Annotated in this window: 23 protein-coding genes; 18 read left to right on the top strand and 5 right to left on the bottom strand. The window is 39.0% G+C overall.

Annotation, left to right across the window (positions count from 1 at the left end):
• Positions 1–24 precede the first annotated feature (24 nt).
• From ACEXOE_RS07405 to ACEXOE_RS07370, 8 genes are all read left to right on the top strand, one after another.
• Positions 25–1455, top strand: a complete 1431-nt coding sequence (locus tag ACEXOE_RS07405; RefSeq protein WP_394748103.1) for a serine hydrolase domain-containing protein — start codon at positions 25–27, stop codon at positions 1453–1455.
• Between the two features lie 247 nt (positions 1456–1702).
• Positions 1703–2212: a DUF2975 domain-containing protein gene (locus ACEXOE_RS07400; protein ID WP_394748102.1), complete on the top strand. Its 510-nt coding sequence runs from the start codon at positions 1703–1705 to the stop codon at positions 2210–2212.
• 9 nt (positions 2213–2221) lie between these two features.
• A complete protein-coding gene (locus tag ACEXOE_RS07395) occupies positions 2222–2425 on the top strand; it encodes a helix-turn-helix domain-containing protein (protein ID WP_394748101.1) in 204 nt (67 codons plus the stop codon).
• A gap of 21 nt (positions 2426–2446) precedes the next feature.
• Positions 2447–3892, top strand: a complete 1446-nt coding sequence (locus tag ACEXOE_RS07390) for a serine hydrolase (RefSeq protein WP_394748100.1) — start codon at positions 2447–2449, stop codon at positions 3890–3892.
• A 185-nt stretch (positions 3893–4077) separates the two neighbouring features.
• On the top strand, positions 4078–4287 hold the full coding sequence (locus ACEXOE_RS07385) for a hypothetical protein (RefSeq protein WP_394748099.1): 210 nt from the start codon (positions 4078–4080) through the stop codon (positions 4285–4287).
• Positions 4288–4504: 217 nt separating this feature from the next.
• On the top strand, positions 4505–5362 hold the full coding sequence (locus ACEXOE_RS07380; protein ID WP_394748098.1) for a DUF6503 family protein: 858 nt from the start codon (positions 4505–4507) through the stop codon (positions 5360–5362).
• Between the two features lie 78 nt (positions 5363–5440).
• Positions 5441–6313, top strand: a complete 873-nt coding sequence (locus ACEXOE_RS07375; RefSeq protein WP_394748097.1) for a tetratricopeptide repeat protein — start codon at positions 5441–5443, stop codon at positions 6311–6313.
• A 14-nt stretch (positions 6314–6327) separates the two neighbouring features.
• Positions 6328–6840 (top strand): hypothetical protein, encoded by a 513-nt coding sequence (locus ACEXOE_RS07370; protein WP_394748096.1) that lies wholly within the window; start codon positions 6328–6330, stop codon positions 6838–6840.
• 96 nt (positions 6841–6936) lie between these two features.
• Here the strand turns inward: ACEXOE_RS07370 and ACEXOE_RS07365 are convergent, their stop codons facing one another.
• Entirely contained in the window at positions 6937–9336 is a 2400-nt protein-coding gene (locus ACEXOE_RS07365) for a TonB-dependent receptor domain-containing protein (RefSeq protein ID WP_394748095.1), read from the bottom strand.
• A 219-nt stretch (positions 9337–9555) separates the two neighbouring features.
• Here ACEXOE_RS07365 and ACEXOE_RS07360 point away from each other — a divergent pair, with 219 nt between their 5' ends.
• The 4 genes from ACEXOE_RS07360 (at position 9556) to ACEXOE_RS07345 (ending at position 13318) form a co-directional block, all read left to right on the top strand.
• Complete coding sequence (locus ACEXOE_RS07360) at positions 9556–10617, top strand: sensor histidine kinase (RefSeq protein ID WP_394748094.1); 1062 nt, start codon at positions 9556–9558, stop codon at positions 10615–10617.
• Positions 10614–11312: a LytR/AlgR family response regulator transcription factor gene (locus ACEXOE_RS07355; RefSeq protein WP_394748093.1), complete on the top strand. Its 699-nt coding sequence runs from the start codon at positions 10614–10616 to the stop codon at positions 11310–11312. The genes ACEXOE_RS07360 and ACEXOE_RS07355 overlap by 4 nt, the downstream gene beginning before the upstream one ends.
• A 147-nt stretch (positions 11313–11459) precedes the next feature.
• A complete protein-coding gene (locus tag ACEXOE_RS07350) occupies positions 11460–12155 on the top strand; it encodes a hypothetical protein (protein WP_394748092.1) in 696 nt (231 codons plus the stop codon).
• A 164-nt stretch (positions 12156–12319) separates the two neighbouring features.
• Complete coding sequence (locus ACEXOE_RS07345; protein ID WP_394748091.1) at positions 12320–13318, top strand: AraC family transcriptional regulator; 999 nt, start codon at positions 12320–12322, stop codon at positions 13316–13318.
• A 17-nt stretch (positions 13319–13335) separates the two neighbouring features.
• On the opposite strand, the gene ACEXOE_RS07340 is transcribed toward ACEXOE_RS07345, so the two are convergent.
• Both ACEXOE_RS07340 and ACEXOE_RS07335 read right to left on the bottom strand, forming a co-directional pair.
• Positions 13336–14862, bottom strand: coding sequence for a serine hydrolase domain-containing protein (locus ACEXOE_RS07340; protein WP_394748090.1), 1527 nt, complete (start codon positions 14860–14862; stop codon positions 13336–13338).
• A 102-nt stretch (positions 14863–14964) separates the two neighbouring features.
• Positions 14965–16095, bottom strand: coding sequence for a helix-turn-helix domain-containing protein (locus ACEXOE_RS07335; RefSeq protein ID WP_394748089.1), 1131 nt, complete (start codon positions 16093–16095; stop codon positions 14965–14967).
• A 147-nt stretch (positions 16096–16242) separates the two neighbouring features.
• On the opposite strand from ACEXOE_RS07335, the gene ACEXOE_RS07330 reads away from it, so the two are divergent.
• On the top strand, positions 16243–19356 hold the full coding sequence (locus ACEXOE_RS07330; RefSeq protein ID WP_394748088.1) for a CHAT domain-containing protein: 3114 nt from the start codon (positions 16243–16245) through the stop codon (positions 19354–19356).
• Here ACEXOE_RS07330 and ACEXOE_RS07325 read toward each other — a convergent pair.
• A complete protein-coding gene (locus ACEXOE_RS07325; RefSeq protein ID WP_394748087.1) occupies positions 19336–20058 on the bottom strand; it encodes a tetratricopeptide repeat protein in 723 nt (240 codons plus the stop codon). The two genes, ACEXOE_RS07330 and ACEXOE_RS07325, sit on opposite strands and share 21 nt — an antisense overlap.
• 3 nt (positions 20059–20061) lie before the next feature.
• Positions 20062–20604, bottom strand: coding sequence for an RNA polymerase sigma factor (locus ACEXOE_RS07320; protein ID WP_394748086.1), 543 nt, complete (start codon positions 20602–20604; stop codon positions 20062–20064).
• A 78-nt stretch (positions 20605–20682) separates the two neighbouring features.
• On the opposite strand from ACEXOE_RS07320, the gene ACEXOE_RS07315 reads away from it, so the two are divergent.
• The 5 genes from ACEXOE_RS07315 to ACEXOE_RS07295 are packed head-to-tail and all read left to right on the top strand — an operon-like array spanning position 20683 to position 26250.
• The gene (locus tag ACEXOE_RS07315) at positions 20683–22011 is read left to right on the top strand and encodes an OmpA family protein (protein WP_394748085.1); all 1329 of its coding nucleotides are present in this window, start codon (positions 20683–20685) and stop codon (positions 22009–22011) included.
• Positions 22012–22031: 20 nt separating this feature from the next.
• Positions 22032–23495 carry a hypothetical protein gene (locus ACEXOE_RS07310; RefSeq protein ID WP_394748084.1) on the top strand — a complete coding sequence of 488 codons (1464 nt, stop codon included), beginning with the start codon at positions 22032–22034 and terminating at the stop codon, positions 23493–23495.
• 17 nt (positions 23496–23512) lie between these two features.
• Complete coding sequence (locus ACEXOE_RS07305) at positions 23513–24973, top strand: tectonin domain-containing protein (RefSeq protein WP_394748083.1); 1461 nt, start codon at positions 23513–23515, stop codon at positions 24971–24973.
• Between the two features lie 19 nt (positions 24974–24992).
• Positions 24993–25520, top strand: a complete 528-nt coding sequence (locus ACEXOE_RS07300) for a hypothetical protein (RefSeq protein ID WP_394748082.1) — start codon at positions 24993–24995, stop codon at positions 25518–25520.
• A 10-nt stretch (positions 25521–25530) separates the two neighbouring features.
• A complete protein-coding gene (locus ACEXOE_RS07295) occupies positions 25531–26250 on the top strand; it encodes a hypothetical protein (RefSeq protein ID WP_394748081.1) in 720 nt (239 codons plus the stop codon).
• Positions 26251–26450 lie beyond the last annotated feature (200 nt).

Below are 26450 nucleotides of genomic sequence, written 5' to 3'. Positions count from 1 at the left end.
TTTAAAAGCAAACTCATTCAAATCATGAAAAAGACTGTCTTCCCAACATTATTTATTGCAGTATTCCTATATCACCTTGGGTTCGCACAAGATTACCATAATACTGTAGGACCAATACAAGATTCAAAGGCATTGCCCAATACCGATCTTGTAAAGACATTGGCCAATGCCTTTATTCAAAAAACCGGAATCCCTGGGTTTTCTATAGCAGTAAGCAAAAACGACACCCTACAATATGCCCAAGGTTTTGGTTATTCAAATCTAGAAGATGGCATCAAAATGACTCCTACTACAAGATTAAGAGCTGCATCGGTTTCAAAGTTAATAACTGTTACCGCCCTTGGGCGACTGCTTTCACAGGAAAAAGTAGATCTAGATGCACCTATTAAAAAGTATATTCCGTATATCGATGCGCAATATGCCAATCTTACTTCACGGCAACTCGCAGGACATACTTCGGGATTGGATCATCGTCCTAGGGGTAAACGCCATAAAAAGCAACAGTTCATCCATATAAAACCTATGGTTGAACTAATGGATAAACCTTTACTTTTTGAGTCTGATACGAGTTATAAATATTCTACGCATGGTTTTGTGGTATTGGGAGCAGTAATTGAAGGGGCTTCTGGAGTTCCTTTTGAAACTTATATGCAAGAGGCTGTTTTTAAAGCTTTGGATATGACACAGACAATTCCTGAAGACATTAAAAAGCTAACGGCCAACGATTCTGAGATTTACTATGTGAAAAAAGGAATGCCCCATAAACAACGATGGACAAATACCAGTTATAATCTTCCAGGCGCAGGCTTTAGAAGTACTCCAACAGATTTATTGAAGATGATGTGCGCCTATACCAATGGATTTATCTCTAAAGAAGTTGTGACGGAAATGTTTAGAAGTCACAAGTTAAAAAATGGAGAAAAAACAAATGTCGGTATTAGTTGGCGAAATTCATACGACACGTTTGGTCATCGTACTATTGAACATGCAGGAAATTGGTTGGGCGCACGAACTGTTATTGTTCATTACCCTGAGGAAAATATGAACATCGCTATTATGCTAAATGCCGGCAGGCACATTCTAATTGAAGAAACAGCACATATTTTTGCCGAGCTATTTCGTGAATGGTCAAAAAACAAACCAGTAGTTTCCCAAATAAATACCCATATTGAACTCAGATTTCGGTCTAAAGGAAAAGTAACCCAACATCATGGAAATATTAGTTTGAAGGGTCACAAAGGTGTTCTTAATGTAGATTTTGACGGATTCCTAAAATCTAATGAACTGTATTATCTAGGCCATGGAAATCATTATGCAGTTATAACGGATTTCGGGTTGGCCTATTTGAGTCTGACCAAAGAAGCTGTATTAAAAGGTGATTTATTTTTGTATGGCACTTTGAACACAGCAAACCCAACAACACAAGAAGCTAAAGCATCCTTTAGGTCGTTCTAACTATCCATGCAAAGGCATGGCCCACCACAGAAAGATTGCGATTCTTTATATTCATAAAATCATAGAAGAATTCTACTAAAAATACCAATACTGTTTCCATTCACTTAAAAAATAACCGGATCCTGCAAAACATAACTACCTTCAAAATGAGGTAGTTATGTTTTTAGTATTAATTTTTATGATAAATAATTATTGTTTTACAATAATTATTTATTTATTTGCATGTATTTCTTAATCAAAATTAATAATGAAAACAGTTAGAACCTTAGCAAAAATCCTGCATTACATAAGTAAAAGTCTTGCTTTTATGTATGCCTTAGTCGCCTTTTATTCCATTTTATGTTTATTGACAAAATGGTCCTTAGAAAAAGATGGAGACTTCTTTACTATTCTCTTTCCATTTACCAAGGAAGCTATCCTTATAGGAGAATATAACATCGCCTACATCCTATTTGATTTTTTAATGATTTTTATGCTCTACGCTATATTTTTTATGCTATTGAGCAATGTGTTTAATGTTTTTACAAAACAAAAGTTATTCACTACCCACGCCATAGGGAAATTGAAGTGGTTCTACAGTTCCAATCTTATTGTTCCATCCATTGCAGCGGTTCTTGCCTATGCTTTTGGCAACTTTGATATCGATGCGTTCCTTCTTGTTGCTTTACACTTTATACTAGGTGTTTTTGCGTATTTCTTTTCCGAAATATTCAAACAGGGAGTTAGTTTACAAAAAGATCAAGATTTAATTATATAGCAGAAGATTATGCCCATTATTGTAAATATAGACGTCATGCTTGCCAAACGTAAAATGCAAAGCAAAGAACTTTCCTCCCGTTTAGGAATGACCCCGGCCAATCTGTCCATCTTAAAAACAGGAAAAGCCAAAGGAATACGCTTCGAAACCTTGGCCAAAATATGTGAGATTTTAGAATGTGAACCCGGAGATATATTAGAATTTAAAAAATAATAACAATAAAAAATAAAACTTATGATGAACATTAAATTAATACTATTAGCAACTGCATTGCTTATAATTAATATTTCAACAGCTTTTGCGCAAAATAAAACGGAACGTATCGATAGCCTATTTACAAGCTTATCTGAATCGAGCATTTTTAATGGCAATGTTTTAATAGCTGAAAAGGGCAAGATAATCTATGAGAAAAGCTTTGGATATGCTAATGAAATCACCAAGGAAGCATTGAATAAAAACACTGCTTTTGAACTGGCTTCAGTTTCAAAACCTTTCACGGCATTGGCTATTATGATTCTCAAAGAAAAGAAGAAATTGAAATTAGAGGATAAAGTCATCAAATATCTTCCTGAGTTGGACGCCTATCCAGAAGTGACCATAAAAAGTTTATTAAACCATACGAATGGACTTCCGGACTATATGTCCGTAATGGATACGATATGGGATAAAAGCAAAGTAGCTACCAATGAAGATGTGATTTCCATCCTCAACACCTATCGTCCAAACAGTCTTTTTGCGCCAAACACACAGAATGCCTATAGCAATACGGGCTATGTATTGCTTGCATCAATTATTGAAAGAGTATCGGGGCTGTCTTATGCGAAATTTATGGAAAAGGCTATTTTTAAGCCCCTTCACATGGATCGTACCTTTGTGGATGACAAAAATTCGCATCCACGTAGCACTCCAAACTACGCCTTGGGTTATTTATATATTAAAAATAAATACATCCTTCCAGAGGAGTTTCCAAGAACCCAGTTTGTCACCTGGCTCGGAGATATTGTCGGAGACGGTTCTGTTAACTCCACAATTCTGGACTTATACAAGTTTGATATGGCGCTACAAACAGAGCAATTGATTTCCCGAAAAGCAATACAAGAAATATTTACCAATGAAATGCTCGTAAATGGAGATTTGGCCAAAAATACATTAGGGTGGAGGGTGCTAGATACTGAACCATTTGGTAAAATTGCAAGAAAAAGTGGTGGATGGCCAGGCTACAATACCTATATGGAACGAAATATAGATACGGATAAAACCATTATTATTTTACAAAACCATTACAACAATGTGGTCATGCCCAAACAAGAAGTTAGAAATATTCTTTATGACATGCCCTTGCCTAAATCTATGTTGGAATTCTATAATCAAGGAAAAAGTGTAGACAAGATCCTTGAAATGATAAAAGATCCTACGGAGAAGTATTTAGTCAGTAATTTTTATGAAAGTGGAATAAACAGATTTGGATATGAATTACTTCAAAAGGATAGGAACGAAGATGCCCTTGAAGTATTCCGATACAACAGTACCATGCATCCTGAAAGTTCAAATGCGATGGACAGTTTGGCAGAATGTCTGGTAAAAATTGGTCAAAAAGAAAAAGCTATAAAAGCTTATGAAAAATCATTGGAATTGAACCCCAACAATAAAAATGCAGCAAGTAATTTAGCTAAATTATAGTTGTTTCTCAATCAAAAAACAATAGTACAATTTATGACTAAAAAATACGGTCGTCTTTCGAGAAGGCCGTATTCTACATTTCATGATATCTATAAAATTCTTAATTATTTAATACTTTTCTTACACATTAAGTAATTATAATATTAAATTAGTGTGTTATTAAAAAACAACTAAAAACACAAACGATGAAAAAATTACGAAATCTACAAGGTGCCAAAGAACTTACAGGAAAACAACAAAGAGAAATCACCGGAGGGCTTACCATTCCAGGAGGTTTTAGATTCTGCTGCGGATGTATTGTCCAAGGTTCACAAGGCTATTTGGAAATCATTCAGGTGAGTTGTGATCTCAACTGTCCAGATGGCACTCCTTCTGTATCTGGATTGGGTTGTTAATTACAACTCCTACGTTTTTACTTAAAATGCTTCGATATTGATATTGGGGCATTTTTTATGGAATCCTAACCATTCATAACTATAGAACTCCCCTTTTGGTCCGCGACAACCGTCTTTCTATCCTCGTTTGGCACCCTATTGACTCCTCTTTTCCCCTCCATTGACGTATTTCTATAGTTTTGAACTTGAAATTCAAGTTCAAAACCCATACCACATCATGATTCAAAAACCATATTTCACTATTCTTGTATTGCTGTTTCTCTTTTCGAGTTGCAAAGGAGAAAAAGAAACTTCCGTATCCATAGAAAACAAAAAAATAACAACAACTCCTGTACCCAAATATATTGAGGGAGATCCCCAAGCGATTCTTGCTGCAGTGGAATACCACCATGGCGGATGGAAAAACCTACTGCGAAAACAAGATGTGGAATATCACTATGAATACCGTTTGCCCAACGGAAAGGCCGATCTTTCCGTAGAGCGTTACCTATTTAAATCGGAAGCTTCCTTTGGTCATTATTCCCAGCATGATATCAATGCTTTCCCCGAAATCGAAGGTGCCATTACACAATTTTTCAATGGACAAACGACCATTGCTATGGTTGACCAAGAAAAAATACTGGACAAAACCAAAAGTGCACGAGCAGAATTTCTGCGCCGCGCTAATTACTTCTGGTTTGTGATGCCTTATAAGTTAAATGACAAAGGAACCCTTGCTCGATATCTGGGAAAAGAAAATTATGAGGGTATTGCTTATGACAAAATTGAAATCACCTATGATGCTGCGATTACTGGAAAGGCACTCAATGATACTTACATCCTCTATATTAACCCTGAAACAATACTGATCGATCGTTTTTACTTTTCATTACCTGCTTTTGGGATTTTGACTCCTACGATTCTCGCTGCCTACGCCTATACGGAGATCGAGGGGCAAAAATTGGCAACACATAGAACCTATTTTTTCCGCAAACCCGACGGCACCTATGGCGCATCCCCAGATATTACCCAAAAACTCACGCAAGTGACATTTCACAATGGATTTACGCTAGAAAATATCAGTAAAATCCCTTAATAGGTCCATTTTATTGTACTAGCCCTTTACACAACATTCTCTTTCCAAAATATGTTTACAACAAATCAAAAAAATATCATGACAACAATCAAATATCTATCTTTCCTTGGAATCACCATCCTTCTTTTTTCTTGTAATTCCCCAAAAACACAACGTGAAATAGAAGATGAATTTGTAAAAAGGTATGCGCCCACAGATTTAAAAACATATGGTTTTACCCTCCCCGTAGATTCAAAAGTACCCGAAGTACATCAGCTTTTAAACGATTTGGAAAAAAACTTCTATTTCTATGGAGATAAGGAAGAATTTGAAAGAAAGGCCGCTAAAATAATGGAGCTGGACCCCTCGTATCCCAGTGGTTTGCTATTCGGTGGCTTTTACGAACAAGACCCTGAAAAATACAAACAAAAAGTGACCAATGCCTATAAACTCTCTAAAAAGGCCAGGTTACAATCAGAGCGAGACATTATGCAGGCAGAATACGCTCTTTTGGTAGAAGAAGATTATCCCAAAGCGCAAAGCTATTTTCAAAAAGTAGTGGATATCTATCCAGGCAGTGCCGCAGCCATCTGGTCCTTAGGTATGGCTTACTATTACAATGGAGAATATGACAGGGCCTTGGAGTGTTATAAAAAGAGTACGGAATTGATCCCCAATTTACCTAAAGGGTATGAATTTATGTCTGTAATGTATTATTCCAAGAAAGATTTTAAAAAAGCCTTGGAATATCTTGAAAAAGCGATAATGTACGGTGCTAATGCTAAAAATGATTTTTATTATGCCGAATACGTGGCCATGGTCTACAATAGAAATAAGATGTATAAAAAAACCCAAGCCTACATTGAAACGGCATATACCTATGGCGAAATATATAGGAATAGTGAGCTGTTAAAGAAAATTTCCGAAATTGCTACAACAAAATTAGATTCAATTCAAGCTTTAAAGCCTTGAAAATCATAGTAATTATGCTAAAAAGATGGACGATCACAATAGTGTTGGCAATAGGAATAAGCAGTTGTATTACGTACAGAAATGATTATGGCCGCAAGAGATTTAATTGCTGTAAATTCACCATAAAACCCAATAAAAACAATGCCGTTTATAAAATCATAGATACCACCAAACTATACAAAATTGTTTCCAGTGAGTACCTCCCTGACCATACCCTAAATGAAAATTTGAACATCTCATTTCTAAAGTTTTATGCGAATGGCAAACTAGGACGATTCTATTCGTATGACAAAGACGACCTTACATCCTTAAATCCAAAAAAGGCCGATTTGGGGGTTTATAATTATGCTAAGGGCAAGCTAAGGATACAAACCTATTTTTACCATGTTCAAGGAGGTGGATTTGTCAAAAACGTATTGCAAAAAAGCACTCCTAATGTGCTCATATTTGAGAGCGAAAAGGTTAAAACCATCTATAAATCTATTGAGATTCCTAAAGAACAATTGATATACAAGCCAGATTGGTAGTTTTGCAATACATATTTGCTGATGATTCAGGCGAAGTCTCTATGTATCTTCTATAGTATGCCCGCGGAATTTGGCCTTATTTCCAAAAGATTTTCCTTATAAAAACTTATCGCCTTTTTCATTTTTATCTCGTTTTTTACGTTGAATGCTTTGGTATTTTCCTCCGCCAAAACGATAGGCCAGCCCCATATAAATAGTACGGGTATCCCTCCGAAACTCTCCTTCTTGAATAATGGTTCTAAAAGCTTCAAAAGCAAACCGCTGACTTCTAAAAATGTCATTGAAATTGAGACTGAATGTCCCTTTTCCTTGGTCAAAGCTATACCGTGCCCCAATATTGAGAAACGCATTTTCCTTTAATTCATATTGTAGTATTTTTTGTCTCCCACTATAAAAACCGAAGAGTTGAAAACTAAGGTGTTCCGTGGCTTTAAAACTACTGTTCACCTTGGCATTCAATAAACTATTGTTAACGGTGACATTTTCGTTTTCAATCACTCCCTTTTGTGTTCTGGAATACAGATCAAAACTAGCATTCATATTCCACCAAGAGGTAAAGCGATAACTACTCGAAAGTTCTACTCCATAGGCATTGTTGCTGTCAAAATTATCATAATCCAAAATCAATACCGTGGGGTTGTCCGTGTCAAAAAAGCCCCTTCTATTGATTTCATCATTAATGCTGCGGTAAAACCCACCAAAAGAGAAACTTCCATTCTTTAATTTCCTACCATAGTTTATTTCTATGGAATTGGTGAACTGAGGAAGCAGTATTGGGTTTCCAACGATAATGATCTGGGGGGTACTTAATTGTCGTATCGGATTGATCTGATTCAAGGAAGGGCGATCTATTCTTCTACTAAAACTAAGTTGATAGGTATGCTTCTGTTCCGCATCCGGACTATATTGTAAAAAGCCAGAAGGATATACATTGAACAATTTATCCTCAAAGTTAAATTGCGGTTCTGATACCTCATCAAATTGGGAGCGTACCGCATAATCTTCCAGACGAAGTCCTATATTATACTGCAACTTGTCTAATTGTTGACTAAAGGAAGCGTAAAAAGAATGAATATCCCGATCATAAGAGAAGGTAGAATTATTAAAATCAGTGCGATCGGTAATATAATTATTGCCTGTACGTCTCAAACGTGTCTCTGCTCCAATTTCCAAGCTTGTGTTTTCTGAAATAGGGTATGCGTAATCCAAGTTTATGGTGGTATTGGTCCTACGATCTTCAATATCTTCCCTATAGTCGTTCAAAGGGCTATTTCCAGTAAATTGGAAGCTATTGCCTGTGGTACTGTTCAATCTATTATAGTCTACTTCAACCTCAAGAAAATGTCCTTCTTTCGGGAAAGTATGTCTAAAATCTGCATTATAAATTGCGCTGGTATTGTCACGAAAAGTGGTATCGAATTGTCTAAAGTTGGCAGATAGGTCATCAAAAAAACGAAGGGTCCTTATCCCATCGATCGCTGTATCAAACACATTTTGATTGGTGTATACAGAAAAGGTATTGGCATCATTGATATAGTAATCTATCCCTAGTTTAACAAGATGGGAGGTATTCTCGTTTATATTATCCGTTAATTGATTGGTATTTTCCAGGGTTCTGGTAACTGTTCCATCCGTGACACTTTTCCCCAATTGGTTGCCATAGGTCCCATAAAGATTTACAGCACCCGTACGATAGTTGAGGCTCAATGTATTGTTGTATCGGCTCCGTTGTCCAAAAGTGATTCCTGAATTCGCAGAGCCATTGAATCCTAGATTGGTATTTTTCTTAAGGGTAATATTGATGATTCCGCTCATCCCTTCAGGGTTGTATTTTGCAGATGGATTGGTAATCAATTCCACCGTCTTTATAGAAGAGGTAGGAAGTTGTTGCAACAGCTCCCTCGCGCTTATATTTGTGGGTTTTCCATCGATCAGTATCCGGACATTTTCATTACCACGAAGCGATATTTCCCCATCTTGATTTACGCTTACGGAGGGAATATTGCCTATAATATCATTGACCGAGGCCCCGGTATTGGTCAGATCCCGTCCTATATGGATTACTTTTCGGTCAAGCTTTTGTTCAATCGTAGAGCGTTCTGCAGTTACTTCTACCCCCTCCAAAGAAACTGCATCCTCGGCTATAAAAATGCTGCCTAAATTCAGGTTTTTCGTAGTCCTATCTAAGGTAATGTCCTGGTTCCATGTGGCGTACCCTATAAATTGCACCTCCAACGTATAGGCTCCAAAAGAGAGTTTTCCGATATTGAATATCCCTTGCTCATCGGTAATACTTCCAGTAACAATGGCTGTATCGGACTTCAGCACTACGTTGGCATAGGGGATGGGTTCTTGTGTATTTTTGTCCAATACCACTCCCGTAACTGCAGCCTTTTGTCCAAAAACACACAGTGATGCCAAGCAAAAAAACAAGGAAAAGCATTTGTTTTTGAACACATATGGAAGTCGGGAGAAAAGGCTGTTTCGATTATTCATGCTTCAAAAAGTTTAGGTTTGAAAACGAAGGTATAGGAAGGTGTAACACCCCTAAAAAAAGTGGATAGAGGCCTCTTAAGCAGGGTTGAAAAATAGTTACTTAAGGATAAATACACTGGTCTCCGCAAAGCAGACTTTTGGCATCGGTTGCTGCTGATTCATCCTTTTTTGAAGCAATTGGACATATAGATTTGTACCTTTATATGGAACCACGCTCTTATGCTGCAACGAATTCAAACTTATCTGGAAGGGTCTAAACTCAAGTACCTCGTATTTTTAGGTATTCTATTTGCATTTTCGGCATCTACCTCCGGTTGGTATTACACCAGCAATACGGAGCTCTTCATCACTTTTGGCATCCGAGCCACCCTACAGATTGTCCTGGCCTTTATTATTATTGAATTTCTAATCCCCCAACTGTTAAACAAAGGGAAAACACTGTCATTTGGCTTTGCCGTAACCGCAACTTTATTGGCTTTTTACTGCATTTGTACCTTGATTTATGTTCATTATTTTGAGCCCACATTTCCGGAGACCTATGTAAATTATATCAAGCGTTTTGACGATCCTTCCTTTTTAGGAAGACTCACGCATTTGAGTGAATTTATCTCAAAATCCCTGTATTTGCTCTACCCCACTTTCTTGCTCTTGGTCTTTAAACTCTACAATGAAAAACAGCGTCTGCTACGTTTGAACGAACAGAAAAAAACGGCAGAATTGGCAGCCCTAAAAAATCAGCTAAACCCGCATTTTTTATTCAACACCCTAAACAATCTATATGCTTTGGCGCTAAAAAAATCGGATGATACCACTAAAGTGATCCAGAAGCTTTCCAATATTTTGGATTATATATTATACGGTTGCAATGAACCTTTTGTCTCTCTGGATAAAGAGATTGCATTGATTGAGAATTACCTGTCTTTAGAGAAAATCAGGTATCAAGATCGGGTCAGGATTTCCTTCAGTAAAGATGTTACCGGGCAAGAAAAAATAGCCCCTTTATTGTTACTTACTTTTGTAGAGAATGCGTTTAAACATGGAGTAACCAACGAAATTAGTCAGGCACACATCAATATCAATATTGCAAAACAAAGAGGCGTATTGACCTTTAAGGTGGAAAATAGCAAGCCAGCAGTTCCGGAAAGCACAAATAACAGAGAATCTATTGGACTTAAAAACATTAAAAAACAACTGGAACTCCTCTATCCAAAAGCCTACGATTTAAGTATTGAAAACAAATCAACCTCATTTTCAGCCAACCTCAAACTAGCAATGGTATGAATTATAGCTGCCTGATTATCGATGATGAGCCCCTTGCCCGGGAATTAATAGCTACCTATTTACAGAAAATCCCGAATTTTCAACTGATCGCTTCTTGTTCCAGTGCCATTGAAGCAAGTGCCATTCTCAGCACAAAAAAAATTGATGTGTTGTTTTTGGATATAGAAATGCCGGTATTAAAGGGCACCTCTTTTTTTAAAAACCTGGTCAATAAGCCTGCTGTAATCTTTACCACGGCATATCGCGATTATGCCCTGGATGGATTTGAATTAAATGCCGTGGATTATCTGCTAAAACCTATTTTCTTTGACCGCTTTTTTCTGGCCATCCAAAAGTTTTTAAAATTACAGGAAAGCGCAAACATCCCTATTCAAGTAGATAAAAGGCCAGACTACCTTTTTGTAAGCAAGGCCAAAAAGCAGATCAAAATTACCTTAGACGACATTTTATATGTGGAAAGCTTCAAGGATTATATCAAAATACACCTGCCTGAAGAGAGCTTGATGGTCAAAGAAAGTATCTCCAGTTTTGAAAAGCGTATCGATACGCGTTTTATTCGTTTGCATCGATCCTATATTGTCAATAGCGAAAAAATTACGGCCTATACCAAAAATGATGTGGAAATAGGAAAAATCGAAATTCCTATAGGGAAAAACTACAAAGACAATATGCTTCCTTTTTTGCAATCTTTATAAGATGCCCTCGATTTTCAAAAAAACTCGGGAAACCCTTAAAAACAGGTGCAAATACCGTAAGCGTACGCATAGCAGCCTACTTTTTTTTGTACCCATTTCCGAGTCGCCTAGATTAGCAGCATGATGTTAAACCTTAAAGAATTTAGTATGAAACAATGTAAAACGATGCTCTTATTGATAGCACTTTTGTGTGGGACTTTCACTTATGCACAATCAAAATCCAAAACATTACACTTTAAAAAAGGAGAGGTTTTGGATATTTTGCTCTTTACCGGAAAACCCGCATTGTCCGAGTTATTTCCGAGATATAAGGAAACTGCTTTTGCCTTTGCTCTCGAAACGGGCTACCAACCTCAACCTTTACTTTCTATTGCAGAAACCACTCAAGGCGGTATTCAGCCTAGTTCTTTTGTCTTTGGAAAATGGAATGACCTAAGCAGTAGGGAACGCTTTTTAAACAACATTCTCACTAAGGTGCCCGACTTTCATGAACAACGCAGAGCCATGTGGTCCTCATTTTATTTGGCATACTACCCTATGGCCAAAGAGGTATCCTTTGAAATTGATCCGGGAAAAATTGTCGTAGCTACCGCCTACTGGGAAAAGGACGCCTCCAAATTCAAACTCTTTAAAAAAGAATGGCTAAAAAAGGCAAAAAATAAAGGAGGAAAAGTACTTTTAGAATTAACAGATGCCAAGTCTTCTGTTGGGTATATGTACAAACCAGACCTTGTGATCCTAACGGAATGGAACACAAGGGAAGATTTTGATGCCTTTTACAAAGAAAACCTGCAAATGAGCGAAGAGGGCATTCAAAATGTAAATCAGTTTATCATAAAATAATTCAACCAAAACCATTACGGCAGGTGGGTTCAATACCCACCTGTTTTCTTAGCAACATGCAAACATTTATCAATCAATTCACCTATTTCGCCTTTTTCCATTGTGTCTTTCTATTGTGCGTTTATCTTTTTTCCTCCAAAAACAGGAAAAACATCAATGGATATGTGGCATTCCTGATTTTCGTATTATTCATTGGCTTAAGTGGGCGTATTTTGTACCTCTCTGAAATTTTTGGCAGTAATTTTAGATTGATTTCCTTTTCCGAATTTGCGATCTTACTCTTTGGAGCAACAGTCTTTTTGTTTACAAAGTCTTCATTGAACAACACTTCCTTCCGCCTCAAGGATTTATGGCACTACCTTCCTGGGCTAATCTATATTCTTTTTGTTATTTTTTACTTTATGCTGCCTTCCAATACCGTTATTGTAGAAAGAATAGAACGAGGGGAGTTCTATACCGTGGTCAGTATTTTAGTTGGCATAGGCTTATCTTTTAATATTACCTATTGGGTTAGGAGCCTTGTTACTTTTCTTTATTTCCGAAAAAGCTTGAAAAACGAATTGAGTTATGCTGTTAAAACACACTTCTTCTTCAATTTCTTGATTGCCATCGGAATCGTTCTCTTTGTTTGGGTCGTGGTGTATCTCCTAAGTCTTTTTCAAGTAGAAACGCTGGAACGGGAAGCACGCCAACTAATTTGGTTATCCATTGCTTCCATTATTCTCCTGATTACCTATTATGAAATGGTACAGCCCGCTATGTTTAGGGTACCCCTTTCCCAAGCACCCCAAAAATACGCCCAATCCAAACTGAGTTCCAAAGATTTAGAATCCCTTAAAGCCCGATTGGAAACCATTATGCTTGAAAAAAAGCCTTATCTCAACAAAAAGCTCATCAAAGCGGAACTTGCAGAATTGTTAGGGGTAAGCAATCCAGAATTGGCACGTTTGCTCAATGAACGCATTGGCATGAATTTCTTTGAATTTGTGAATTATTATCGCATCAAAGAATTTATTCAATTGGCCAATACCCCTAGGGCCAAGGAGCTAACATTTTTTGGATTGGCCCAGGAAGCGGGTTTTCATTCCAAAACCACCTTCAACAAATCCTTCAAAAATCTAATGGGTACCTCCCCATCGGCTTATTTTAGTAAAAAATTATAATCTCAGCGTTCTCCTTTTTATTCATGGGATTCCAACCAACGCTTTGCTTCTTGGGTATACCACCAAGGGGAAAAATTTTCGGCTTCAAGAATGCTACGGTAGAAAAACGCCGCTTTGTCTTTTTCATTTTTTAGATCGTAATAATTGGCCATATAATAGTTGGCATAGGGATTATTTTTGCCCTCTTTAAGGAGCTTTTCTCCCACTTTTACATAAACCTCATCATATTTGGTCTCTTCTTGTTCCCCTCGCATGGCCGCAATAGCTTTTAAGAATTGCAGATTAAAAAGAAAGGTTAGATCTCCATAACTTTCATAATCTGGATACAGTGTCAGCAATTGATCCAATAAGGCTTTACTGTTTCCCGTATGTACAGCATCAAACCGTACCATATAGTTCTCTGCCGATAATTGTGCCATTAATTTTTTTCGGTAGAACTCTCGATTAGAAGAATCCATACGTTCCTGTATCCGGGCGAGGGTCTCCCTACTTTCAAAAAGTGGTATTTCTAGTCTATCCAACACATAATTTTTTAAAAAACTCAGAGCAAATAAGGAAGAGGTCACGTCTCCATTGATAAGGCGGGCGGGATCGCTCATTAAGTTATTATTGGCCGCTAGGATAAGGGTTAAATCCTTAGAAGGAACCTTCAGAAAAAGGCTGGAGTAACAGTCATACTGTCCGTAGCCCCAAATCAGCTGTTCTCCCAGAAACTCTTGGGTAAAAATCCCCAAACCATAGGGAGATCCCGCTACGAAAGAGCTTGTCATTTTTTCTTTAGAAGCCTTCGAAATAAGCGTATTTTGATCTAGAGCGGCGCTCAATAAGGCCAAATCTTGCACTGTAGCCGTTATTCCAGCCGAAGCGGAGAAGCCATAGTCAATAAACCCTTCCTTGGTCGTTTTCTCCAAGAAACCATTTTTCATTTCCCCGCCTAATAGGTAAGGTGCTGCTATTTTTCTGTTTTGTGAAACCAATTGTGTGGAATCTTTTAGCAAATAGGTGTTTTTAAGTTGTAGCCTATCTATGATACGCTCTTGCACGGCACGCTCATAAGACTGTCCGCTAAGTTGTTCTATTATCGGAGTCAACAAGCCAAACCGATTACTATAATAAAACTGCTTGCCTACCTTACCTTGAGAGGTATGAGATAGCACATGCTTCACCTTAACACTATCCGGAATCCCTAGGGACACATAGGTATTAACCGGTTCTTCCAAAGAAGTTTTATCTTCTTCCAACAACTGCATCATGATAATTCCAGAAAATATCTTGGTCAACGAAGCCATCGGAAAAGTAGTGGTGCTGTCTAGAGGTGTATTAGATGCAACATTGGCAACACCAAGATAATCTTCATACAAAGTTTGATTTCCTTGCTTCACAAGAATGGCCATTCCAGGAATCTGAAAATAAGCTTTTAACTCCTGTAGTTCCGATCCAAAAACAGCTTTTGTTTGTTCTTGTGATGTTCTTTTCTGAGAAGTACAGCTCCATATAAGCCCTATAGTACAGAGTAGGACAGGGATTCTTTTATATATATTCATGATTGGTGATTTGTTCTGCAATTTTCATCAAAAAAACCAATAATCCCATTCATTGCAGCTTTAAAACGTCCCAGATTCCAGTATTGGAACTCTTACATTTCCTTAATTGGATGCCTTTACGTAATCCGAAGGGGTTTTATCGGTAAACTTCTTAAAAGTTCTATAGAAAGATGTTTTTGAATTAAATCCGCTTTCATGGGCCATTCCCAGTAAGGTGATGTTTTGATATTTTGGGCTCTTCATTTTTTCAATAACCGCATTGACACGATATTCATTGATAAAGTCCGAAAAATTCTTGCCACTGCCTTCATTGATGATTCGAGATAGCAAATGCGGATGCATCCCTAAGTTTTCGGAAAGTGCGTTTAGGGTCAGTTCTGGATTGAGGTACCAGCGGTTCTGTTCCATTTCTCTTTTGAGTTCATCCATTTTTGAAACAATATCGTCAATGGGCGGACTCTTCTTCTGGGCATTTTCATTCTTCTTTAACGTAACAATAATATACTCTGGCCTCAAAAAGGCCTCTACGCCCATCCATACCGAAACAACCCCCATAAGGAGGTAGAGCGGATAATAGTATTTAAAATTCAATTCATAATTAAAAAGAAGATAATCTACCAGGGTATAGGGAAGCCAAAGAAACCACATGAGCCCAAAAAAACGAATAACGCGCTTTAGCCAATCTAAAGTGTACTTTTCGCTATTACTGTAGTTTTCCCTTAGTTTTTGGGTGAATTCCTCAATCTTCCGAACAGCGCGCAATACATAAATAGCCACGGAAATAATGGCAAACAATTGGAAGAACGGGCTGATCAACTCAAAAGTCATGGTTCTATGGATGGGTTGCCCCGTCTGGGAACTTTCATAAACCTGAAACCCATGAAAAGTGAGTTCCAAAAGTAAGGGGCTAAAATGAAGCCATTGCCTCTTTCCCATTTTTAGATCTGGATCTATTCGCTTTAATACATAAAAATACAATGCTGGCCCTATAATCAACAGATAGGAGGTTATGGGAAACCAGGTTAAGCGGGTATAGTAATTTAATATTCCCATATCTCCGGCATAGACCCAACTCAACCATAAGGACATAATACCGACCACGAGCGCCATAAATTTATTGGCCGATTTATTTTTCCGTTTTGTGAATAAAAGCAATAAGCTAAATGTAAAACCAACAATAGTGGAAGCCGCAATGAGGATATTCCAAAGGGTGAAGTGAAGTTTAAAATCCATAGCTATACAAACAAAAATACAGTTTTAATCGAATGATCGCGAACCCTTCTACTATTAAACGAACCATTTACACCCTCATATCTTCCTCACATACATTTCATTAGGGCGCCTAGTGCTTTTTTTTTATTTTTGGAATAAACCAAACCTATGCAGCTTAGAATATCGCTGGCACTGATACTTTTTACCTTTCTACAACTAAAAGCGCAACGATCCGTTCAAGACAGTATTTACAGTATTTCTGAAAAGACTTTCTATGAAATTATGAAGGAAGGTGATTTTCAAAGGTTTGATTCCCTGATTCCACACTTTGAACGTACCGCATCTTATTTTAAGGAAAATGACCCCAAAAAATATATGGGTAGCCTCTTGTATCAATCCCGTATGATGTCTCTCAGGAAAAACATGAAAGCGGCTTGGGAAAAGCTTCTTTTGGCGGAAAAAACATATGGGTCTTCGGGTTTAAATATTCCCCAATACGAGCAAGCCATGGCATATTTGCGGTCATACGTGTCCTTTCAAATTACCCGAAAATACGAATATGAGGACATGTTGACCACTTTGGAACAGATTAAAAACAACCCTCCGATAGATCAGGACATCCTTGCGCTTATGGAGGAACATGTTGGCCGTACGAGCATTGATTACAATAAGTACGATGCCGCCCTGTCCCATTTTAAGAATGCCCGAAAAATATACCAAAAAAAAGGTTATGTGGTCCTAGAGTCGGTTTCCGTGAATTTGATCGGGGTAGCTTTCGATGGCCTTGAACAATTGGATAGTGTCCTCCATTATACCAAAAAGGCCATTGAAATGAACGAAGTTTTGGAGAAACCTAGGTACAGTACCATATCTGCATCGGCCTACAATTTGGGATTATTGTATCTGGAACGTCTTGGAAATTTTCACGAAGCAGAAACCTATTATAAAAAAGCGGTGAAGTATGACATTAAAGCGGCTGGGGAAACCAATGGTTATCTATGCGAAGATTACAGAGCCTTGGCAGAAACCTATTTGACTAAAAACGATCTCACCAAAGCTATTCTATATGCCGAGAAGGCGGTGAACCACGGCAAGAAGTTTCTGGGCGAATACGACTCCCGTACGGCCCAAGCCATGTTGATACTCGCAGAAGTCTATAATGCCATGGACCAGACCGAAATTGCCAGTACCACCATAGAAAAGGCACTTCTCATTTTTAAGAAGGTCATTAAAGATCGAAAAATACCGGGAGGTGAGCGTCACCGTTGGATGGTTATGGGATATTATGACCTAGCAGAAGTAAGGCGGAATGAAGGGAATATGGAAGCAGCTTTGGCTCTGTACAACAAAGGAGCACAGATATCCAAAGCGATCAAGAGAGATCTTTTCCTCATCGAAGCCTATCAAAAAATGGCCTTGATCCATGAAGAAAATAAAAACTTTACCGCAGCATTGCACTATGTAGATAGTTTGGAGCAATTTTTAAATACAAAATTTAAAGCGGCCACCTACCGCAATTTCGATCAAAAAATGAGCCGTCTGCGGCTACAGTTGCAAACTGGGGATACCACTAAAATTAAAGCACGTATTGCCCAATTGCGAAAAGAACTTCCCTCAAAAAAGGATGATCCCAATATATGGCTGAGGGTCTTGGGCATAGAACTTCGTTATTTTAATATGGCCGAAAGAATAGGGCCAAAGGAAAAGTTGCGCACTGTACTGAATACCATCATCCACATTCGCAATACCTTCTCCAATCAACAGGATCGGGTTTTTTACAATAAAAATCTTCAGCGCCTTGTAGAAGATGCGATAGCGCTCTCTTTTGCTTCCTATGAAAAGACCGAAGACGATTTTTATAAGCAAATGTGTTTTAAATTTATGGAGCTCAATAAAAATTCGGCCTTGCTCGAAGGCCTTCAAAATATACGCTTTAAAGAAATAGCTGGTGTTCCGGAAACTATTGTAAGTCTAGAGCAGCATGTCTTAGAAGAACTACAGAACACCAACAAGAACATCATCTATCTACAAAACAAAGGAGAAGTAAGCCCTATTACCCTGCAAAAGCTTAAGGATAAACTTTTAGGGTTAAACGAAAAAAACGATAGTATACATAGCGTTATCCTCCAAAACTATCCGAAGTATGCCGGACTAAAAAGCTTAATGGCTAATGAGAATTATAGCCGTTTTGTGCAGTCAACCTTACGCAAGAATCAGGCTATTCTTGAATTCTACATAGGTACGCGTTCGTGGTATCGAGCCATTCTTACTAAGGAAGATATGCGTATTGAACGTTTTGATACCAGTGGGGAACTTCGCGAATTATCCGAAACACTCCGGACTCAAATCCAAGCACAACAAAAATGGGAAGATACTGCTGCCAGCTTGCAAAAAATAGTCTTTCCCGTATTGCCTAAAAAAATAACTTCTATTGCCCTAGTAACCGATGATGTTCTAAATTTCGTGCCCTTCGAAATTCTCCAGAAAGATGGAGCTCCCCTATTGAAAACCTATGCTATAGGATATATAGGCTCTGTACAATTGCTTCAGGAACAAACACAACTTGTTCATACACCTGGCAATACCTGGTCTGGTTATGCCCCTTCCTATACTGCCAACATGCTTCCCAACAATCAAAAAGAGGTAGAAGACATCCGCACCATTACCAATGGTAAGGTCTATCTCCGAGAAGCAGCCACCAAAGCAGCTTTTCTACATTCGTCTTCCAAAAGTAACTTACTACATCTGGCACTCCATACAGAACTGGATAAAGTAAACCCTTTGAACAATCATATGCTCTTTGCAAAAGATAGTATTGCCACGACTGGCAATGCGCTTTCTGCCGCAGAAATCTACGGTTTAGATCTCAATGCCCATATGGTGGTTTTAAGTTCGTGCAATACCGGGTATGGAAAAATAGCCCAAGGAGAAGGTGTCATGAATATGTCTCGTGCTTTTACGTATGCTGGGGTATCTAGTACGGTAATGAGTCTATGGAAAGTTCCGGACAAGGAAACTTCTCAAATTATGGAAAGCTTCTATAAACACCTTAAAAATGGAGACTCGAAAGATGTGGCACTAAAAAATGCCAAATTAGAGTACTTGGAACAGGCGGAAGATCCCTTGTTAAAACACCCTTACTATTGGGCGGGCTTCATTGTTTCTGGAGATACTACACCCATTGTGCAATCTACCCTATGGCTTTGGTATGTTCTAGCTGGGGTTGGTATGGTATTCCTTTTTCTAGTATTTCGCAAAAGACTAGTCCAACACCTTCAGTAATTTCTTGGCCTTTTTTACATTATAGCGATTTTCGGCAATTACTTTTTGTAGCATTTTCTTGGCTTTCTCATGATCGTCTAATTTTAGATACGCCATGGCCAAATACCAATTGGATTTCTCTCTTAAGGTATCTTTGGTTTTTAAATGGGCATTGAGAAGTGTAATGGCCTCCTTTGCCCGATCAAGTTGCAGCAAGGCATTCGCTTTGTAAAAAAGATAGTACGGCTCTTTATCCTGCTGATATAGTTTTTCAAACAGTACCAATGCATTTTTGTATTCCCCCATTTCATAATATTGAAAGGCTTTGGTCTTTTCGTCTTGTTGAGTACTTCCTCGCACAATAGGATGTACTACGTTACGATAAGGTTCAAAACTTTCTACGAACAGCTCTTGGGTATCTATTGTTTCCGGTGGCATCATAAAGAAATAGGTAATCCCTGCCAAAAGAATCAAGGAAGCGGCCACCCACCACTTTCTTAGGGATATACGCTTTGATTTAGGCTGATGTTCCGCCTCAAAATCGGCCACCATGGCCTTTGCAAGAATATCGTCCTCCGTCTCGGCCACTTTTTTCACATTTTCTAAGAAACGGACTTCCTCCTGAAAACTGGGGTCATTGGCAAAAAGGGCATCGAACTGCACTTGTTCTTCTGCATTCAATGTTCGAGTCAGGTATTTATCAATGAGAATAGTTCTGTCCATAACTTAGCTATTCATGAGTTGTTTGAGGGATTTTAGACATCGAGATTTCTGCGCTTTTACGGTATTGGCATTTTCATAGCCCGCCTGCTCCACAATCTCTTCAATAGTTAGTCCTCTATAATAAAATAAGGTTAACACCAATTGACATTTTTTTCCCAATTGCACAAAAAAACGTCGTAAAACTTGTTGTTGTTCCGTCAATTCAACAGCATCATCCACCTGAATTTCTTCCACTTCCTCGGTGACCAAATGTAGATTTCCTTCATAAGAAACCGTCTTTCCTTCCTTCTTCAACGCATCATAAATCTTAAATTTACCTATACCGAAAAGATAGGTCTTCAGATTACTCTGTACCTCTTCCAATTTTCCTTTAATAGCCTGTTTCCGCAACGCCAAAAATGCTTCTTGATACACATCGCACAAGGCCGTTTCGTCCAAACCATACTTCTTGCCAAAATTCAAAAAGGGAGTCCGGTACGCATTGTATAGGGCTTTAAGTTCTAGCCTATCATCAGATTTAAGTGTATTGACCTCTTTGCTATCCACAGAAAAAAAATATCAGGGAAATGTTAACCTAAGGATTCGTTGTCAAGACTAAAGGTAAATCAAATAAAACAAATGACAATGAAAACAAAGGATACTACCAGGCTCATACTACTGCTCAGCTTTCTTATCGGCACTGTGCCCACTACCAATGCACAGATACTAAAAAAGCTCAAAAAAAGAGCTGAAGAAAGTGTAATCAGAACTGTAGAACGCAAAGTAGAAGAGAAATCAGAACAAAAAACAGAACAGGCCATGGATAGTCTTTTCCAACTGGGTAAAAAAGGGAAACGCAAAAGGAGAAAAAAGAAAAAAAGAGGCAAAGAGGTAGGTACGGAAATGAACGACCCTGAAATGATGTCCACTGAAGAAACCTCTTTTGAAGCCTATTCCAAGTTCGATTTTACCCCGGGGGAACACATTTTGGGTTTTGAGGATTTCTCCCAGGATGAAATAGGAGACCTTCCGGCGCGTTGGAACACCAACACTTCTGCCGAAGTGGTTACTTTAAATACTTACGAGGGAAATTGGATGCGGATCGGATTGGGAAAGGCGTCTTTTGTTCCCGAATTTATTTCCGAAATCCCGGAAAACTTTACCTTGGAGTTTGATCTTATTTTTGACTTTGACCCCAATTCCTTTGCCTACAGCCGTCGTTTAGGGTTCTTATTGTCCGACTTGGAAGACCCTGGCTACCATTTGGACAAGCCCCAAGCCGGCCAGAACTTTTTTAGAATGAACCTGGTTGGTCAGGTAGGTGCAGAATATTTTAAAGTCGCGCCCAACCCACAGCTAAATTCAGATGCCCGTTTCCCTTTAAAACAACTATCCAAAGAAAGTGATCATCGCGGGCAACGTATGCATGTTGCCATTTGGCGGCAAAAGAATCGCATTCGAGTATACGTAGACGAAAAAAAGGTTTTTGATGTTCCCAGGGCCCTGGAGCAAGGGGTAACTGCCAAAACCTTGCGCCTGCAGAGTCAGGTCTCCGAGGAAAACGAATACTTCTACATTAGCAATATCCGCTATGCCGTAGGTAAACCCGATATGCGCAACAAACTATTGACCGAAGGAAAACTGGTAACCTATGGCATCACCTTTGACACGGCCTCGGCCTTCTTAAAACCAGAATCTCACGGAACCTTAAAGAAAATTGCAGCGGTGCTGAACCAAAACCCCGATTTACAAGTACAGATCGTAGGGCATACAGATGGGGATGGGGATGAAAACTACAATCTAGAGCTGTCCATAATGCGAGCTTCTGCTGTGGAACAAGCATTGATCAATCAATTCCAAGTCGCTCCGGAACAGCTTGCTTCCGATGGCAAAGGAGAAACAGAACTTTTGGACAATGGCAACTCTTTAGAGAGTAAGGCCAAAAACCGTAGGGTAGAATTCATCAGACAATAACAGACAAAAATCAACTTTATATGAAAACCATAAAAATCACGGGGCTATTGTTAGGCATGGCCATGAGTTTAGGCGCCCAGACGTTTAAGGTGGCGCCGGGTCTTGCCACTGACGTAAGCCTTAATCGACAAGGTGATGTTTTTGTGCAGGGAACCTCAGGAAACATATTCAAGTTCCACACCAAAGACATTGAATTTAAGCGGTATCAACCTTTAAATTCAACAACCATCAATGGTGTTGGTATCTCATCCGGACCTTATAGAGACCGTTACAAAAATCCGGCATTGAGCTCTCGCCTGGTCGGTCATGACCTGCTACTTCATTTAACAAAATCCCCAGCTTATCTCGATGCTTGTTTAACGACCAACAACTCCGTTTGGGCATTGGATAAAACAGGCCGTTTATTTCCAGCCATGACTTTTGGAAGAAACAACATTCCCAACAAAAGAGCCTTAGGTACCAATAACAGAAGAATTGTGGCCGTGGATCGAAACCATATCTACGTGGTGAAAAAGGATCGCAGCATCTGGCACTATGGCAATAGCAACTATAAACTCCCGGGAGCGGCACTGGATATTGCCTACGACCAAAAACAGAAAAAGTTATACGTTATAGACGCCTACAAAAGAATCCTTGTTTGGAATACGCGTCGAAAAAACTGGGATGCGCTCTCTGGAACGCGAAGGGACTTTAAGCGCCTAAGCGTATACAATGGGAAAATTTGGGCGACAACCACCAACAATAAAATCTACACCAATGACAGCAAGGCGTTGGAATCGTATCGCTATGCAAACACAAGGGAATATAAACTAAAAGTCACTTTAGAGCATATCTCCTGTAGCCAAGCTTGGGACAACGATCGCAAAGATGACTATTTATTAAAAATGGAGCCCGAGCTCTCCATCAATTACAGGAAGTACTACTTACGCGATCAGCGCTATGGACGTATCAAAGACCTCATCAAAAAACATGGCACCAACAATTCCCTCTATGTACATCGAAACAAAAATCAAAATGACCATGGGGCCGTGCAGCTGCATACCAGGGAAAATTCCAGTGTTCAAATACAAAATTCTGGGGTATTCTATATTCCCAAAGGTGTAGATCTGAACAAGAAGGCGGATTTTAAAGTGGCCTTAGTCGTGGATGAAGTTTCTGCCAAAACAGAACGAATCATTCAAAAAACAGACAAGCTCCACCTCAGAAATATGTTGGATTACCTCAGCGGACACAAGAAAATGAATCAATTTCGGGTGGCAAAGACGGAGAATATTTCTTCCAATACCAATGGTGTCCTTATTCGGGGACAACGCAAATATTACGACATGGGTTCAGGGTATAAGTCGGTGGAATTGAAAACGGATCCTAAAAATCGACCTGTAATCTATGCCTATGTTTCCGGCAGTAAAAAATCTAAGGCCTTCGGCGCTTCCCATAAATATACCAAACCTAATGTGCGCTATCGCATTGAACTAGTTGATTAATCATAAAATACATTCGCATGAAAACAATACAAAACACAAAAATATATCTTCTGTTGATCCTCTTCTGTATCGGAGCCAATGCCCAGACATTCACGAAAGCAGATGGCGGAGCCACGGACATTAGTATGGACACTAAAGGGAATGTCTTTGTCGTTGGCACGTCCAAACAGCTTTTCAAATACAATTTCAAAGAAAATAGATTTAAGTTACATGCCATTGCCAAAAGAAAGGCAAGGGCCTTGGCCGCACAAAGTGGCTGGAATTATCTGCTTACCACAGATGGAAAAATGCATAAGAGCTATGCCAACAGTACTTCCCGTATCAATCCTCTGGGCGGTAGTATATTGAAAGATATCTATGTGGGCCAGAGCAATAACTTGTGGTCGGTAAACGGGAAGGGAGAAATACAACGCTATAGTTCTGGCTGGCGCCCCTTCCCCATAGCCGGAAAGAACAACAAGAAGGTTTGTGTAAACAATACGGGGGGCGTCTTTGTTCTTAAAACCAATAACACCATCTGGAGTTATACTAACGGAAAAGCACGAAAGTTACCGGGAGCTGCCACCGATATTACCTATGATCATGTTCAAAAGAAATTATATGTGGTGGGTGTATCCAAGCGTATTTTCTTATGGAATCCACGTAGAAATAACTGGGATCTGGTAAAAAATACAAGAAACGATTTTAAACGTATTGCCGTAAACAATGGTAAAATTTGGGGAACCACCACAAGAAACGAGGTTTACACTACGGACGATATTAAAAGGCGCAAGGGAGACAGCAACAATTACAAACTTAAGGTTACGCTTACTGGTATTGAATGCTTTAGAAATGGAGATGGGGGAACAAATCCAGATGATTATTATTTGGACTTTTATACCAATTTATCTGTGAATAACAGGAACTATGCTTTTGCAAAGAAAGAACTGCTAAAGCTTGAAAACGATATTAAAAAGGTAAAAAAAGATTACCTATACCTAAATCATTGGTGGAATGGCGACAAGAAGCATGTTATTGGCAGGACCGTATTATCCCAAGATGAGGCTGCTCTTATGAATAAACACCGCCAACTCTTTGCCAGACCGGGAAAACCAGCCGGCATACACAACTCAGGAATTTACTTAATTCCTAAAAATTCATCCATTTCAACATCTAACACACAGTTTTATGTGGGGGCCACTTTAGATGAAATTACAAAAGTCTACACCGGTAAAGCTCCTTTTACAAGAATAACGGGCGGCAAAAAGAAAATAAACCTTAAAAAAGCGTTGGACTATTTAAGCAGAGCTACAGACAAAAGAGGGTTTTCCCCCGCCAAAGCGCCCTATTACAACATGGGTACGGGCTATGCCGTAATGTCCTTGGATGAAGCCCCGGATGGACACCGATCTATGAGGGGATACTTCTATGGAAGAGTAAATAAGAATGGGAAGTTGCGTACGGCGCAAATCAATTATACTATTGAACTAGTAGATTAATTTAAAATAGATACAAAATATGAAAACCATACTACAACATAAGCTGGCGTTGGTAGCGCTTTGCCTAGCCATGCAGGGGAGCGCCCAAAAAATAGAAGGAGAATTACACCTTAATGGAAAAGCAAAAATGGAACTGGAATTGGAAACCAATTCTGTGGTACAATTGTTCAAGGACTTTAAGACCAGGAAATACCAGCTCCAGTTTCGCTATGATGCCACGGACATTCCCTTGAACAGGTACAATGAAACCATTGTCTTTTTCGATTTTATAACACAGGTCAAAAAAGATGGAAAGTTACTCAAAGAAATCCGTAGGGAGGAGCCTTTCCCTTATTTCCCGGGAGATATGTTCCTAGCTCCGGAAACCTTTGACTTTATCTCCATCCTATCCAATATTGATGGAAATAATCAAAAATCCCCTAAAAATTACGGGACCATGCCTCCAGGCAACTATAGTCTAGTGCTTCTCATTGAACCCAAAGGTTTTAAAGGACGCATTGCGCCATTGGAGATTTACTTTGCCTTACGAAAAAGACCTACCAGATAACAAAAAGCTTATGAAAACCATCAACATACTTCTACCTTTTTTCTTTTTGTTTTTCGCTTCGTGCAAGGCACAGAATACCTCTTCCTCCAAGGAAAACTCCCAAAACATATGGTATACGTTTACCATGGATGGAGAGGTTCGCAGTGCCACTTTTTCTGAAAACACGATTATTTATCAGGATGTGGACAGGCCGCCCAGTCCCAAAACAACAGACACGGTGCTCATCAAAAAGCGTCTGGATGCAGCACATTGTATTGTATTTAATGGACGAAAAAGACCTCCTTACGCCCTGATACGGATGAAGGAAAATGTGCCAAAAGGAACCCTTAAAATCGATGTGTTGGATAAAGGGGTTGCAATAGATTCCTTAGATCTTATTTTTGAAAAAAAGAGCTTTCCTTCCTGGACTGATCTAATGGCCCAACAATGGTATAGCGCATCTACCTTGGCTAGATTAAAACAGGCGCCCGGCCTCAATGAAATTAAGCGCCAAGATATGCTCACTGCGCTACAATGGCGGAAAGCCCTTTCCGAAAAAATAAAAGCTTATCTTGAAGATACCGGAGGGGCAAGGCCTTTTATGATCTATCGTTTCGTGGAGAATTATCGCAACCACAAATTGGTGGAGCTGGGCTATAACCCCTACAAAAGGGTTCCGTACAACCTACAGGAACAATTTAAAAATGACAAAGAAATTTTACGGTTGTTGAACGAAGAAATTCAGTTTTAGTAGTTTCCTCGGGTATCCGTTCATTTGATGAGAATGGGGGAGTCCAATGCATGGGCTTCTCCATTTTTATGTGGCGAAACAGGACCTCTTGTGATCAATGCAGCCATTAATGGTATGAAAACCCTTTTTGTTGAAAAAGCCCCATTTCCTACCCTAAAACATCTATTCCATCACTTCTCATAATACGCACTTCAAACGCT

It is taken from the genome of Spongiimicrobium salis (genome assembly GCF_043678055.1).
Classification (GTDB): domain Bacteria; phylum Bacteroidota; class Bacteroidia; order Flavobacteriales; family Flavobacteriaceae; genus Spongiimicrobium; species Spongiimicrobium salis.
This window is presented reverse-complemented; position numbering and strand designations above follow the sequence as displayed.